Source organism: Thermodesulfobacteriota bacterium, from assembly GCA_030583865.1.
In the GTDB taxonomy this organism is placed as follows: domain Bacteria; phylum Desulfobacterota; class GWC2-55-46; order GWC2-55-46; family GWC2-55-46; genus UBA5799.
The window spans coordinates 2,595,449-2,609,806 of record CP129479.1 but is presented as its reverse complement, the minus strand read 5'-3'; the positions used below and the strand labels follow the sequence as shown (position 1 = coordinate 2,609,806).

At 60.6% G+C, this 14,358-nt stretch carries 11 protein-coding genes, 2 tRNA genes and 1 other RNA gene; all 14 read left to right on the top strand.

The window, feature by feature from the left end:
* Positions 1-7 precede the first annotated feature (7 nt).
* The 14 genes from QY316_12435 (at position 8) to porA (ending at position 14,293) form a co-directional block, all read left to right on the top strand.
* Positions 8-1,378: a peptidase MA family metallohydrolase gene (locus QY316_12435; GenBank protein ID WKZ32699.1), complete on the top strand. Its 1,371-nt coding sequence runs from the start codon at positions 8-10 to the stop codon at positions 1,376-1,378.
* Between the two features lie 77 nt (positions 1,379-1,455).
* Positions 1,456-2,031 (top strand): hypothetical protein, encoded by a 576-nt coding sequence (locus tag QY316_12430; protein WKZ32698.1) that lies wholly within the window; start codon positions 1,456-1,458, stop codon positions 2,029-2,031.
* A 345-nt stretch (positions 2,032-2,376) separates the two neighbouring features.
* Positions 2,377-2,466, top strand: a tRNA-Ser gene (locus tag QY316_12425).
* Positions 2,467-2,701: 235 nt separating this feature from the next.
* Positions 2,702-2,789, top strand: a tRNA-Ser gene (locus QY316_12420).
* Between the two features lie 191 nt (positions 2,790-2,980).
* Positions 2,981-4,105, top strand: a complete 1,125-nt coding sequence (locus tag QY316_12415) for an efflux RND transporter periplasmic adaptor subunit (protein ID WKZ32697.1) — start codon at positions 2,981-2,983, stop codon at positions 4,103-4,105.
* A gap of 12 nt (positions 4,106-4,117) precedes the next feature.
* Complete coding sequence (locus QY316_12410; GenBank protein ID WKZ32696.1) at positions 4,118-7,237, top strand: efflux RND transporter permease subunit; 3,120 nt, start codon at positions 4,118-4,120, stop codon at positions 7,235-7,237.
* A complete protein-coding gene (locus tag QY316_12405) occupies positions 7,234-8,691 on the top strand; it encodes an efflux transporter outer membrane subunit (GenBank protein ID WKZ32695.1) in 1,458 nt (485 codons plus the stop codon). The genes QY316_12410 and QY316_12405 overlap by 4 nt, the downstream gene beginning before the upstream one ends.
* 242 nt (positions 8,692-8,933) lie before the next feature.
* Positions 8,934-9,032, top strand: an RNA gene (ffs, locus tag QY316_12400) — signal recognition particle sRNA small type.
* Positions 9,033-9,244: 212 nt separating this feature from the next.
* Complete coding sequence (dnaX, locus tag QY316_12395) at positions 9,245-10,924, top strand: DNA polymerase III subunit gamma/tau (GenBank protein ID WKZ32694.1); 1,680 nt, start codon at positions 9,245-9,247, stop codon at positions 10,922-10,924.
* Entirely contained in the window at positions 10,917-11,240 is a 324-nt protein-coding gene (locus QY316_12390) for a YbaB/EbfC family nucleoid-associated protein (GenBank protein WKZ32693.1), read from the top strand. Before dnaX ends, QY316_12390 begins: the two co-directional genes overlap by 8 nt.
* Before the next feature lie 104 nt (positions 11,241-11,344).
* Entirely contained in the window at positions 11,345-11,941 is a 597-nt protein-coding gene (gene recR, locus QY316_12385) for a recombination mediator RecR (GenBank protein ID WKZ32692.1), read from the top strand.
* An 83-nt stretch (positions 11,942-12,024) separates the two neighbouring features.
* Complete coding sequence (locus tag QY316_12380; protein ID WKZ34123.1) at positions 12,025-12,630, top strand: 2-oxoacid:acceptor oxidoreductase family protein; 606 nt, start codon at positions 12,025-12,027, stop codon at positions 12,628-12,630.
* Between the two features lie 191 nt (positions 12,631-12,821).
* Positions 12,822-13,103, top strand: coding sequence for a 4Fe-4S binding protein (locus QY316_12375; protein WKZ32691.1), 282 nt, complete (start codon positions 12,822-12,824; stop codon positions 13,101-13,103).
* Positions 13,103-14,293 (top strand): pyruvate ferredoxin oxidoreductase, encoded by a 1,191-nt coding sequence (porA, locus tag QY316_12370; GenBank protein WKZ32690.1) that lies wholly within the window; start codon positions 13,103-13,105, stop codon positions 14,291-14,293. The genes QY316_12375 and porA overlap by 1 nt, the downstream gene beginning before the upstream one ends.
* Positions 14,294-14,358: the final 65 nt, after the last annotated feature.

The window sequence follows — 14,358 nt, the reverse complement described above, 5'->3', positions numbered from 1 at the left end:
CCTGGCCGTGAAGACACCCGCAAAAACCCGGCTTCATTACGGAGCGGCCCCCCGATGGAACGACAAGGGGGGCGCGGTCCTTCTCCTTGTAGCCTTATTGCTCGCCATTTCCGCTCTTGCGTTCCTCTTTTTCTCCTTGAAGGGCGGGCCCACGTATGTAAAACCAGCTTACCCGGAGCGCGCAGCCGTCACTGAAAATGACGGCATTGCCGAAGACACCGGACCCGGCGCTCAAGCCGGGGCAGCAGAAGACGTGAGTCCTGACGAGAGCGCCGCATATTCAGGCGATGCGGCCCGTGAAGTGGGGGGCGGGCGCGAAGGAGGAGACCTGCGCCGCGCCGCGGCCCTTAACGAGATGGCCGTTAAAGAGGCGCGCTTCGGCAGGCTCGATGAGGCGGTAGCGCTCCTCAGGGAGGCTAAAGCGCTCTCATCCGACCCGGTCATAATCATAAACCTCGCCCGGGTGCAGGCCAGCGCAGGGGAGCTTGAGGATGCGGCTGAAACGCTCGAGACGGCCTCCGGCCATCCGGGAGCCGCTGTTGAGCTCAAGCGCATATACCACCGGCTCGGGAGGGAGCGGTACTCCAGGGGCGACCTTTCCGGGGCGGCGGAATTCCTCGAAAAGGCGCTCGGTCTCGACCCTTCGGATAAGGGGCTCAAGTCCGAGCTAGCCAAGGTCGCCGGCGAAAAAGAGGCCGAGGACAGGATGGGGATAAGGGAAGGGAGCCGCTTCCTCGTCAGGTTCGAGGGCGGCGAGAACGCGGTCGCCGGTTATGTAATAGGCATCCTCCTTGAGGAGGCCTTTATAAAGGTGGGGAGCGAGCTAGGCATATGGCCGGAAGAGCGTGTGGAAACGCTCCTTTACTCGAAGGACGCATTCAGGGACATCACCCGGAGCCCTTCCTGGGCGGGCGCCATATACGACGGCAGGATAAAGCTCCCGGCCGGCGGTATAACCGAAAAGACCGCCTTGCTGGAGCGGGTCATATACCACGAGTACGTGCATGCGGTGGTAAAGGAGGCCTCGAACGGAAGGGCGCCGGTATGGCTAAACGAGGGCATAGCCCAGCATTTCGAGGGCAGGAGCACGTCAGGCTACGAAGATGTGCTACGGAGGGCCGCAAACAGTGGGAAGCTGAGCCTCAGGTCCCTGGAGGGCTCATTCATGGGGCTTCGGAGCGACCAGGCGGAGCTCGCATATCTTCTTAGCCTCTCTGCAACCGAATACATAATCCGCGAGTTCGGGATCTTTTCCGTCCGTAACATGCTCGAAAACCTGGGGCGCGGAATGGCGATGGACGAGGCCGTCTACTCCGCCATAAGCCTCTCCTATAAGGACCTTGAAAAGGCATGGAGGGATTCCCTGGCAGGGGGCTAAAAAATTCTTTTGCAAAGGGCACTTGTATGGTATATTCCGGTATTGATTCGATTATAAACCCTTGAGGAGATTGTCTCATGAGTCTGAAAGGTTCTTACAAAGGCATGTTCCTGGTTTCCGCTTCCGTCATCCTTCTTGCGGTCTCGGGCTGCGGAGGGGAAAAAAAGGCCGAGAACGCGGAAAAGGCCCCTGCAGCCGCCACGCAGGAGCAGATGCCCCAGGGCCATCCCGGGGTCCCGTCCATGCAGGAGGACATAAGCAAGGTCCAGCACGCGAATATAAAGACGCAGAAGGCCGTTTCCATTTCCGACGAGGTCAAGGCGAAGTGGAAAGAAGCGCAGCTTGAGATACTGGACGCCGAATCCGGCGCGAGCCAGACCGTAACCGTGAAGGTCGGCAGCGACATAAAGCTCAAGGACGGCGTAAGGCTCAAGGTCGAGGTGGTCGTCCCCGATTACACCATCGCCGAGAGCAGGATCGAGACCAGGTCCAACGAGCTCAACAACCCCGCGGTCCTCGTGGACCTCGTCGAGAACGACAAGAGCGTTTCCAGGGGCTGGATTTTCAGGGACTACCCGGAGTTCAACTCCTATAACGACAGGAGGTTCCCGATGAGGTTCCTCTCAGCCGGGCCCGTAACGGCAAAGAAATAAGGCCTGTTTTCCTGCCGAAAGCCCCCGGGCTCCAGTCCGGGGGCTTTTTTTGGCTTCAAAAGGCTGAAAAAGCCCAAACTGCTGCTCGCCTTAAAGATTCGTCACTGCAAACGTACAAGGTAAGTACGCCCTCAATCCACATTTTTCGACTCCTTGCACCTTGAGCTTTTTGAGCAGCCTGAACGAGCTTTTGAGTTTGGGCGATCTTTTAAAACTTTTGACAACCGCAGTGAAATATGGTTAATTTTTCATTCGGGTAAAGTAACCCGGTCTTGCCTGAAGGGGGCGCGTTCTTTTTCCGCGTCCCTCGTTTATTCTTGAACCGGGCTTTTTATGGGGTACTTGGGAGAGGTGACCGAGAGGCTGAAGGTGGCTGACTCGAAATCAGCTGTGTCGGAAACGGCACCGGGGGTTCAAATCCCTCCCTCTCCGCCATATTTATCCGATGCGCTTCGCAGGGATTTGAAGGCGCTTGAGTGCCGAGCGGAGCGAGGAAGAGGGCGCATGGACGCGCCCGGAAGCGAAAGCGCGGGGCCCGAGAGAGGAGGCAGGACGCCGACGAGAGAGGGCCAAATCCCTCCCTCTCCGCCATATTTTCGATGATTCCGCAGGTTTTGAGGGCGCCCCGCACTCGCCTGAAAATTCCAAGACGGGATCGGCAGGCCGGCACGGAGAGATGCCCGAGAGGCCGAAGGGGTACGACTGGAAATCGTATATACAGAAATGTATCGAGGGTTCGAATCCCTCTCTCTCCGCCATTTTTATTTTAAGGCCGCGCACGGAACAAAAGCTCCGCCTTATCCGTTATTGAACAAGACGGGTTTAACAACAGTCGTCCATGCGGTCCGGCAATCCCGAACCGCCTGCCTTTCAGGGCCTGCCTGGGCCCGCGAGTGGAGCCCGTACTCCGTGCAGCCTTATCAAGGTGTGAATGCAAGAACCTGGCAAAATGAACCGCGCGGGTAAACCAGCCGCTAAAAGCATCCGCACCCTTCTTATCCTTCTTTTCTTTTCCCTCTCATCCATGCTGACAGCGGGCGGCGCGCATGCGGCATCCGTCGGGAAAGCCGCGCCATCCGGGCTCCCGGTCATCGTGGCCCCGGTCCAGAAAACTGATTTCGCGGACATGGTCGAGGCCCTGGGCACGACCAGGGCCAACGAGACGGTCACTATAACCGCGGTCGTGGCAGGGCCGGTTACGGAGATAAAATTCGAGGACGGTGGGCGCGTCTCAAAGGGAGATGTGCTCCTTACGTTGGAAAAGAGCGAGGAGGAGGCCAACCTAAAGGCCGCCAGGGCGCTCCTCGAAGAGCGCACGGCCTCGTACAGGCGCGCCCAGGGCCTTGAGAAGCAGCAGGCCCTGTCCACAGCGACTCTCAAGGAGCGCCAGGCGCTCCTTCGCCAGATAGAGGGCGAGATAGAGGCCATACAGTCACGCATAAACGACCGTATCATAAGGGCCCCCTTTGACGGCATCTTGGGGCTCCGTAACGTAAGCCCTGGAGCGCTCGTCAGGCCTGGCGACGCGATAACGACCCTCGACGACCTGAGCCGGATAAAGGTCGACTTCGACGTGCCTTCCGTGTTTTTGAATGACATCCGCCAGGGCCTCCGCGTCGAGGGCCGGGTCGAGGCGTTCGGGGACAATGTCTTCAGGGGCGAGGTGAGCACCGTTGGCACGCAGGTCGACCCGGTCACTCGCACAGTGCGGGTGAGGGCCATCCTTCCCAACCCCGACGGGGTCTTGAGGCCCGGCCTCCTCATGAGCATCGTGCTTTTCAAGAACCCCCGCCAGGCGCTCCTCGTGCCGGAAAAGGCGCTGATCCAGAGGGAGAGCAAGTTCTTCGTGTTCGCGGAGGCTTCCAAGGACGGCAAGCCAATTGCCGTGCAGAAGCAGGTCACTATCGGCAGCCGCGTCCCCGGCAGGGTGGAGATAACATCGGGCCTCAAGGAGGGCGAGCGCGTCATCGTCCACGGCCTCATGCAGGTGCGTAACGGCCAGGAGATAAGCGTCCGCGCCGTCGACGAAGGCGGCCAGTCCCTTGACGAACTCTTGAAGCAGCGCAAACCGTAGCCCGGAAGACCAATGAAGCTTTCAGATATTTCCGTAACGCGCCCCGTATTCGCCTCGGTCCTTTCGCTCCTCCTCATAATCTTCGGGGTCGTCTCTTTTACCCAGCTCCCTCTTCGCGAATACCCGGACATCGACCCGCCCGTGGTCTCGATCGACACGTCCTACCCGGGGGCCTCCGCGAACGTCGTCGAAACCCGCATAACGCAGGTGATCGAGGACAGCATCGCCGGGGTCGAGGGCATACAGTTCATATCCTCGACGAGCAGCGACGGCCGTTCTCGCATCTCCGTCGAGTTCACTACCGAGCGCGACATCGACGACGCGGCAAACGACATCCGCGACCGTGTGTCCGGCGTCCTCGACAGGATGCCTTCCGAGGCCGACCCGCCCGAGATAGAGAAAGCGGATTCGAGCGACGACGTCATACTGTGGCTGAGCCTCACGAGCGACAGTATGAGCGTAATAGAGCTTACCGACTACGCGCAGCGCTACCTTGTGGACAGGTTCTCCATACTTCCGGGTGTTGCGCGCGTGAGGGTCGGCGGCGGCCTCGACTACGCCATGCGCATATGGCTCGACCGCACCAAGATGGCGGCCCGGAACATAACGGTCGAGGACATCGAGTCGGCCCTCAGGACCGAGAATATCGAGCTCCCGGCCGGCTCTATCGAGTCGCTCGAGCGCCAGTTCACCGCGCGCGCGGAGCGCGCATACAGGACCGAGGACGATTTCCGGAAGCTCGTCTTGAGGCGGGACGCCGGGAGCGACTACCTCGTAAGGCTCGGAGACGTGGCGCGCGTTGAAAAGGCGGCTGTGGAGGACCGCATAATATTCCGCGGGAATGGCCAGCCCAGGGTCGGGATAGGCGTCATAAAGCAGTCTAAGGGTAACACGATAGCGGTAGCGAAGGCTGCCATAGCCCAGGCCGAGCGCGTCTCCGGCACGCTGCCCGAAGGCATGAAGCTCGAGCCCGCCTACGACACCTCGGTATTCATCCAGAACGCGATAGACGAGGTCTACAAGACCCTGGCCATAGCCGTGGGTCTCGTCGTGCTGGTCATCTATCTCTTCATCGGGAGCGGGCGGGCGATGCTGATACCCGCGGTTACGATCCCGGTCTCGCTGGTATCGAGCTTCGCCGCGCTCCTGGTGATGGGTTTTTCCATAAACCTCCTTACGCTCCTGGCGCTTGTCCTCGCCATAGGGCTCGTGGTCGACGACGCCATAGTGGTCCTCGAGAACATCTCGCGGCGCATCGAGGAGGGGGAGACCCCGCTCGTAGCCGCGTTCCACGGCACGCGCCAGGTGGGGTTCGCGGTCGTCGCGACCTCGGTCGTCCTGATCGCGGTCTTTGTGCCCATCGCCTTCCTGCAGGGCGATCTCGGGCGGCTCTTTTCCGAGTTCGCGCTTACCATGGCAGCCGCCGTCTTCTTCTCGACCCTCGTCGCGCTCACGCTCTCGGCCATGCTCGCCTCCAAGCTCCTTAAGAGGACCGGGCGGAGCTCTTTGAGCGCGCTTGTCGACCGCGCATTCCTCCGGATGCGCGGCGGCTACATGAGGATGCTCGGCTTCTGCCTGGACAGGCCGCTGGTCGTCATAGCAGCGTTTTTCGTCCTCCTCGGGGCGGCAGGGCTTTTATTCAAGAGCATACCGTCCGAATACGCGCCCAAGGAGGACCGGGGCGCGTTCTTCGTGATGGTGAACGGGCCGGAGGGCTCTTCTCACGGCTACATGAGAGAGTACATCGACGAGATAGAAAAGCGCCTTATGAAGTTCGTGGAGGCGGGCGAGATAAAGATACAGCTTGTGCGTTCTCCCCGAGGCTTCGGCACCCTTTCGCGCTTTAACGACGGCATGGTCATAGCCGTCCTTACGCCGTGGGAGGAGCGCCGCTCGGCCTGGGAGATCATGTCTGACGTGCAGGAAAGCCTGTCGGACCTTACGGGCGTGCGCGCCTTCCCGGTCATGAGGCAGGGCTTCGGGGGCGGCACCCAGAAGCCCGTGCAGTTCGTAATCGGCGGCGGCACATACGAGGAGCTGGCACGCTGGCGCGACCTTATCGTTGAAAAAGTGGACGCCGACAACCCGGGCTTCGTGGGCCTCGATTCCGACTACAAGGAGACGAAGCCGCAGCTGGGAATTTCCGTAAACCGCGACCGGGCCGCCGACCTGGGCATAAGCGCGACTGCCGCGGTAAGGACGCTGGAGTCCATGCTCGGGGGCAGGCGCGTCACCACCTTCATCGAGGACGGCGAGGAATACGACGTCATCATCGAGGGCGAGCGCGACAGGCAGCGCACCCCGACGGACATGCAGAACATCTACGTGCGCTCCGCCACCACGGGCCGCATGATTCCGCTATCAAACATAATTGGCGTCAACGAGTTCGCTGACTCGAGCTCGCTCAACCGCTATAACCGCGTAAGGGCCATCACGCTCGACGCCAACCTGGCCGAGGGCTACGCGCTAGGCGACGCGCTCGCCCACCTTGAGAGGCTTGTGCGCGAGGACCTGCCCGAGACGGCCGTAATCGACTACAAGGGCCAGTCGCTCGATTTCAAGGGCAGCGGTTCTTCCATGATGTTCATCTTCGTGATGGGCATATGCATCGTTTTCCTGGTGCTGGCCGCCCAGTTCGAAAGCTACGTCCACCCGCTCGTCATAATGACCACCGTGCCGCTAGCGATGACTGGAGCGCTCGCGGGGCTTTATTTCCTGGGCGGCACCCTCAACATCTATACGCAGGTCGGTCTCATAATGCTCGTGGGCCTCGCCGCAAAGAACGGCATCCTGATAGTCGAGTTCATAAACCAGCTCCGGGACCAGGGCATGGAGTTCCGAAAGGCGGTCCTCGAGGCCTCCTCCATCCGCCTTCGCCCCATTATCATGACCGGCGTGACCACGGCCGCCGGCTCGATGCCGCTCATACTCGCCTCGGGCGCGGGCTCGGAGACCAGGGCCGCGATTGGAGTGGTCGTCCTCCTCGGCGTCCTTTCGGCGACGGTCTTCACGGTTATAGTCGTGCCGGTGGCTTATAGCCTCCTCGCCAGAAAGACCGGCTCCCCCGGCGACGTAAGGCGCGCGCTCGAAGAAGAGATGGACAGGTTCCACCTCCGGGAGGCCGACAAGTGAAGGCAGAGGCGAAACGGACCTTGGGGGCCGTCGATAGCGGGCTCCTCACCCGGCTAAAGCTTATAGGGTCAGCGGCCTTATCCGTTCTTTTCCTTTCATCCTGCGCGGTCGGGCCGGATTACGTGAAACCAGAGCCGCTCGTGGAGGGCAAATGGTTTTCTGAGGAGGTAAACGAGGCAGGCATGCGGGAGCCGGCCCGGGACTGGTGGACGGTCCTCGGCGACCCCCAGCTCGAGAAGTACGTCAACGCCGCGGCAGCCGAGAATAAAGAGCTTGAGGCCGCCCGTGCGGCAGTCATCCGCGCCCGCGCGCTCCGCCGCGAGTCCGCGGCGCCATTCTATCCGACACTGGGCGCAAACGCCGCAGCGGCGCGCCAGAGGTCCGGGGGAGAGACTTCGAGCGCCTTTTCTGGCACCCTCGATTCCTCGTGGGAGCTGGACGTATTCGGCGGGACGCGGCGCGCTACCGAAGCCGCCGGCGCGCGCGTAGAGGGCGCGGAGGAGGACCGACGCGCTGTCCTCCTTTCCGTCCTCGCCGAGACCGCCCGGAACTACTACGCCGTTCGCGGCTTTCAGAAGCGGATAGCCATCACAGAGAAGAATATCGGGCTGCAGGAGCGCACCTATAGGCTTGTAGACACCCTATTCCAGCTCGGGGAGGCGAGCGCGTTCGACTTAAGCCGCGCGAGGGGGCAGCTCGAGCTTACACAGTCCCGCCTGCCCGACCTCGAGGCCGAGATGAGGGCCGGGATATTCCGCCTCTCGGTCCTCCTCGGGCAGCCGCCCGAGGCGCTCCTCAATGAGATGAGCGCCGTAAAGCCGCTCCCAACGCCTCCTGACGTGGTTCCCGTGGGGCTTCGCTCCGACATGCTCCGCCGCCGGCCCGATGTGCGCGCGGCCGAGCGGGAGCTGGCGGCCTCGACAGCCGATATCGGCGCCGCGACAGCCCGCCTCTACCCGGATTTCACCCTGACGGGCGTGGTCGGCGGTAGCGCAAGGGTACTAAGCGACCTCTTCCAGTCCGGGAGCGCCATCTTCTCCGTCGGGTCGTTCCTCAGGTGGCCGATATTCGAAGGCGGCGCTCTACGCGCCCGCGTAAAGGCCGAAGGGGCCGAGGCGGATCAGGCAGAGGCGCTCTATGAGCAGAGCGTACTTGAGGCGCTGGCCGACGCCGAGACCGCGCTCACCCGCTACGCCCAGAAGCTCCATACGCGAAACCGCCTGCAAAACGCGGTCGAGAGCCGCCGGCGTTCCGTAGAGCTTGCGCGCGCTCTTTTCGACTCGGGCGAAGAAGATTTCCTCTCGGTGCTGGATGCCGAGCGGGAGCTCGTGAACGCTGAGGACGAACTGGTGCGGAGCGAAACCGATACGATACTCAACCTCATAACGCTCTATACCGCTCTCGGCGGAGGATGGGAGGCCTTCGAAGAGCCGGCTAGAGCGGCTGAAGAATAAGAAGCCCCTGCCCGACCTGCCTTTTATCGGCAATTCCGTTATATTTCAAGGATTTAGGCGAGCATGCTGCGTCTTCCGCATATGCCGCCTTTATGGAAAGACGGTCCTTCGAGGCCTTCAAAGGCGGGGTCTGCCTATTTCAGGGCGGTTTCAAAAGAGCGCTTGGTCTTTAAGACTTTTTCTGGTATATAATCAATAGGCCCGGACAGCGTGTCCGGGAGAGGTTTGCGGCAGCCGTTGATAGCCGGGTCTTGCGCAATGGAGGGCTGTAAACCCCGCCAGGTCCGGAAGGAAGCAACGGTAGCAGTTCCGCCCATGTGCCGCAAGGGTGCCTGGCTATCAACGGCGTCCGCAAACCGACCTGTTCCATCCTTCTGTCGGGCAAAATCCCCTGATGGAAATAAAAGGCAATCTCTGAAAAATTGAGATTTTTTCCGTGATCGAGGAAGGCCGGGAATAAAATGCGGAGCATATTGTTAATATGTGAGCATTTTATTTTACGGCAGAGTCCGGGAAAAAGATCGATTTTTAGATGTTGCCAAGGGCCATTTGAATGTCTTCCTACCAGGTAATAGCGAGGAAGTGGCGTCCGGGTGTCTTTGACGAGGTCGTGGGCCAGGCCCATGTCACGAGGACCTTGAGGAACGCCATCGCCTCCGGGAGAATTGCCCATGCGTACCTCTTCTCCGGGCCGAGGGGCGTCGGGAAGACCACCGCGGCCCGAATCCTTTCCAAGTGCCTGAACTGCTCCGGGGGCCCCACGGCGGACCCCTGCAACGAATGCCCGTCCTGCAGGGGCGTTGCGCTCGGCTCGTCAGTCGACGTCCTCGAGATAGACGGCGCCTCCAATAACAGCGTAGACAATATAAGGGAGATATCCGATAGCGTAAGGTACGTGCCGTCCGAGGGCAAGTACAAGGTCTATATCATCGACGAAGTCCACATGCTCTCGACGGCAGCCTTCAACGCGCTACTTAAGACGATCGAGGAGCCGCCGCCCCACGCCGTCTTCATCTTCGCCACCACCGAGGTGCATAAGATTCCCGCGACCATACTTTCGAGATGCCAGCGCTTCGATTTCAAGCGGATACCATTCAGGGACATCCAGTCGCGCCTGGTCGAGATAGCGGGGCGCGAGGGGATAAATTTCGAGGACAAGGCCCTGTATCTAATAGCGAGGGAAGCGGACGGGAGCATGAGGGATTCCCAGAGCCTCCTTGAGCAGGCCCTGGCCTTCTCCGGGGGAGAGCTCAGGGAGGCGGACGTGGCCGAGGCGCTGGGCCTCATGGCCAGGACCGTCCTGTACGAACTCTCCGAGGCGGTCATAGGCAAGGACACCGGCGCGTGTTTGAATATTGTTGAAAAAGTATATAATTTTGGGTATGATTTTAAGAAGGCCCTGAGCGACCTCCTTGAGCATGTGAGGGACCTGGCCGTACTCAAGGCAACCGGGGAAAGCGCTCTCCTCGACCTCCCTGACAGCGAAATCGAGAGGCTCCGGGCGATATCGGAGCGGGTGGGGCACGAGAGGCTCCAGATGATCTTCACGGTCCTCTCGAAGGGCTATGAAGAGGTGTCAAGGTCAGCCCACCCGAGGTATGCGCTCGAGATGGCGCTCCTCAGGGCGGCACACCTTGACGAGCTCGAACCCCTGGGCTCGGTAATGGAAAGGCTTGAGTCGCTGGCATTAAGGCTCGGTCCGGGACCGGGCTCAGGCAGTGTCCCTTCGGCCCCGAAGCCGGCAGCCGCTGAAAGAAGCGGAGGCCCGCTCCCCTGGAAAAAAGAGGGGCAGAACGAAGCAAGGCCGGTTGAGAAGGCGAAGGCCGGGAGCGCTTCCCTGGATGAGCAAGGGGAAAAGGCCGGGGCTGAGAAGGATGCCCGGCCCCGGGATAAGAGACCGGAATGCGGTTCCGGAGCCCCCGGGCCGATCGAGTTCGTAAGCAGGAGAAAGCCGGAGCTCCAGGAGCTTTTGAAAGACGCGGCCCTTGAGCTCCAGGACGGCATAGTAAGCATCAGCGCCGGGGCGAGGACAGGGGCAAGGCTTTCCGTAAACAGGGAAACCCTGGAGGCGTGCCTGGGAGAGTTTTACGGGCGGCCTGTCTCGGTAAGGATAAACGGCGTTGCCGCAGGCGCGCTCACCGCAGCGAAAAAGGATGCAGACCCAGTCGTCAAGGATGCTCTTCGCATCCTCGGCGGTAGGATCATAGAGGACCGGAGGAGGACCAATGTCTAAGCAATTGGGCAATCTCATGAGGCAGGCCCAGAAGATGCAGGAAAAGATGGCCGAGATGCAGAAGGAGCTTGCCTCGAAGACGGTCGAAGCCTCAAGCGGCGGCGGCATGGTTACCGCTACGGTAAACGGCAGCCAGGAGCTGGTCGCGCTCAAGATAGACCCTTCCGTTGTGGACCCCAAGGACATCGAAATGCTCCAGGACCTTGTAGTGGCTGCAGTCAGCGAGGGTTTGAGGAAAAGCAAGGAGATGGTCCAGGAGGAGATGGGCAAGCTTACCTCGGGCCTGGGGCTCAACCTTCCGGGCGGACTCTTCTAATCACCAAATACCGGGGTTTCAGGGGCCTCCCTTTAATGCGGCCCGTAAACCCAGTTGAGAATCTCCGGGCTGCTGCCCGGCGGAACAAGGATGGATTTTAAAGGATGCAGTACGCGGGGCCTATAAATGACCTGATAAGGGCTATTTCGAGGCTCCCGGGCATAGGGGAGAAGACGGCCACCAGGCTCGCGCTTTTCATCCTGAATTCGGACAGGGAGTTCGCCGCCGGCCTTGCCGGGGCAATAGCCTCGGTCAAGGACAAGGTGGCGCTCTGCTCCGTTTGCATGACCTTCTCCGAGGAAGACCCGTGCAGGATATGCGCCGACCCGCAGAGGGACCCCTCGATAATATGCGTGGTCTCCGATTTCAAGGACATGATGGCCATAGAGTCCATGGGCGGCTACAGGGGGAGGTACCATGTGCTCCACGGGAGCCTCGCGCCTCTTAAGGGCGTCGGGCCCGAGGAGATAAGGATACGCGAGCTCGTCTCAAGGCTTGAGGCCGGCGGCATAAGCGAAGTCATTCTCGCCACCGGCTTCGACTCCGAAGGTGAAGGCACCTCCACCTACCTTACGAAGCTTCTCAAGCCCTACGGGGCGAGGGTCACAAGGCTCGCCTCCGGCATACCAGTCGGGAGCTACGTCGAGTTCATGGACGGGGCAACGCTCGGCAGGGCGCTCGAAGGGCGAAGAGAGCTGTAGGGAGAGGCCGGGGTGAGGATAGAGCGCCGGAACTGGAAATCAGGGGCGCGCTTGAATGAAAAATAATCCAAAGGAAGAGGATGATGGAGAACTACATAGAGGTAAGATGGCATGGAAGGGCCCAGCAGGGTATCGTGACCGCGGCCAAGGTCCTTGGGGAAGCGTGCCTCCGGTCAGGCAAATTCGTCCAGGCCTTCCCGGAGTTCGGCCCTGAGAGGATGGGCGCGCCGGTCAAGGCTTACAACAGGATATCGGAAGAGCCGATAAGGCTCCACTGCCAGGTGACGAACCCGAGATACGTCCTCATAGCAGACCCCACGCTCATCGGCATGAACCTCTCCGGCGGCATGGAGTCATCGGGAGGAGTGACGGAGGGGACCCCTGAGAACGCGATATTCATAGTAAACACGCCCAAGAGCCCGGAGGAGATGAGGAAAGAGCTGGGGCTCGAGGGGAGGAAGGACGTAAAGGTCTTCACCCTGGACGCTGCGAAGATATCCATCGAAACCATCGGCAGGATGATGCCGAACACCCCCATGCTCGGGGCCCTCGCAAAGGCCACGTCGTTCATAACGCTCGAGGGGCTTGTCGAGAACTTCAAGGAGAACTACTCCAAGAAGTTCAGCCCCAAGGTTATAGAGGGGAACGTGGCCGCCATGGGCAGGGGCTACGAGGAAGTAAAAGGCTAGCAGTTTACGGAAAAAAAGTAAATCGCTAGGCTGCTCAAAAAGTTCCAGATGCGAGGCCCCATTAGGAACAGGGGAGCGAGGAGTGAGGCGTATGTTTGTATACGCCTTAGTGACGAGCGACGTAGCCTTCGAAGCAGATGGACTTTTTCAGCAGCCTGATAGAAAGCATAATCCCGGAAAGGATTCTATAAATGGTCGAGAAAAAGGAATACCCCCTCGGCGGGGTCATACCAAAGGGCGGCACGGCCCATGATTATTCGACTGGCGGCTGGAGGAAGCTCCGTCCGGTCGTGGACCTCGATAAGTGCACCAGTTGCCTCATATGCTGGGTCATGTGCCCGGACTCCGCGGTCGTGACCGAAGAGGGCAAGATGGCAGGGTTCGACCTGGAGCACTGCAAGGGCTGCGGCATCTGCGCGGTCGAGTGCCCGGACAAGGTGAAGGCGATAAAAATGGTAGAGGAGGCCGAATAATGGCTATAACGGCGACCAAGGGGCAGACGGGGCTCACGGGGAATTCCGCCGTGGCCTATGCCATGAAGCAGATAAACCCCGACGTCTGCGCCGCCTACCCGATAACGCCCTCCACCCAGATAGTGGAGGATTTTTCGGGCTACGTGGCCGACGGCGAGGTCACAACAGAACTTATAACCGTCGAGAGCGAGCATTCGGCCATGAGCGCATGCATAGGCGCTGCGGCCGCCGGGGCGCGCGTCATGACCGCGACCTCCTCGCAGGGACTTGCCCTCATGTGGGAGATGCTCTACATAGCCTCGGGCATGAGGCTCCCGATAGTGCTCGCGAACGTGAACAGGGCCCTCTCGGCCCCCATAAACATACACTGCGACCACTCGGACTCGATGGGCGCAAGGGACTCGGGCTGGGTGCAGCTCTATTCCGAGACAGTGCAGGAAGCCTATGACAACGTCTTCATGGCCCTCCGGATAGCCGAGCACAAGGACGTGCTCCTGCCAGCGATGGTATGCCTGGACGGCTTCATAACGAGCCACGCGATAGAGAACATCTCGCTCATTGAAGACCAGGAGGTCAGGCAGTTCATAGGCTCGTACAACGCAAAGGCCTCGCTCCTGGACACGGACAAGGCCCCGACCTTCGGCGCCATGACCCTTCCTGACACCTATATCGAGTTCAAGCGCCAGCAGTCCGAGGCCATGACAAGGGCCAAGGGCGCTGCCATCGAGGTGATGAAGGACTTTGGGAAGAGGTTCGGCCGCGAGTACGGCCTCTTCGAGACGTACAGGCTCGAGGACGCCGAGGCCGCGATAGTGGTCCTGAACTCCGCGGCGGGCACCACAAAGGTCGCCGTGGACGCGCTAAGGAAAGAGGGGAAGAAGGTCGGGCTCTTGAGGCCCAGGCTCTTCAGGCCCTTCCCCTGGCAGGAGATAGCCGGGGCCCTGAAGGGCTGCAAGGCCGTTACCGTGCTCGACAGGGCGGACTCCATGAACGCCTTCGGCGGGCCGGTCTTCTCAGAGGTCCGCTCCGCGCTCTATGACCTGGACCCAAGGCCCAGGGTCATGAACCGCATATACGGCCTCGGCGGAAGGGACTACAAGGTAAAGGACGCGGTGGAGGTCTTCAACGAGGCGCTCAAGGCCGCCGAGACCGGCAGAGTGGATACCCTCGTAAAGTACATCACCCTGTAATGACGCGCCTGAAAACGGCGCCTATAAAAAGAAAACAAGGCCCTTCGGGGCTTGGAGAGGTTAAA

Bases quoted from the DNA above. Each gene is read 5' to 3' on its own strand.
- recR (WKZ32692.1), top strand. From the start codon at position 11,345: ATGCAGTACGCGGGGCCTATAAATGACCTGATAAGGGCTATTTCGAGG.
- QY316_12410 (WKZ32696.1), top strand. From the start codon at position 4,118: ATGAAGCTTTCAGATATTTCCGTAACGCGCCCCGTATTCGCCTCGGTC.
- porA (WKZ32690.1), top strand. From the start codon at position 13,103: ATGGCTATAACGGCGACCAAGGGGCAGACGGGGCTCACGGGGAATTCC.
- QY316_12415 (WKZ32697.1), top strand. From the start codon at position 2,981: ATGAACCGCGCGGGTAAACCAGCCGCTAAAAGCATCCGCACCCTTCTT.
- QY316_12390 (WKZ32693.1), top strand. From the start codon at position 10,917: ATGTCTAAGCAATTGGGCAATCTCATGAGGCAGGCCCAGAAGATGCAG.
- QY316_12430 (WKZ32698.1), top strand. From the start codon at position 1,456: ATGAGTCTGAAAGGTTCTTACAAAGGCATGTTCCTGGTTTCCGCTTCC.
- dnaX (WKZ32694.1), top strand. From the start codon at position 9,245: ATGTCTTCCTACCAGGTAATAGCGAGGAAGTGGCGTCCGGGTGTCTTT.
- QY316_12375 (WKZ32691.1), top strand. From the start codon at position 12,822: ATGGTCGAGAAAAAGGAATACCCCCTCGGCGGGGTCATACCAAAGGGC.
- QY316_12380 (WKZ34123.1), top strand. From the start codon at position 12,025: ATGGAGAACTACATAGAGGTAAGATGGCATGGAAGGGCCCAGCAGGGT.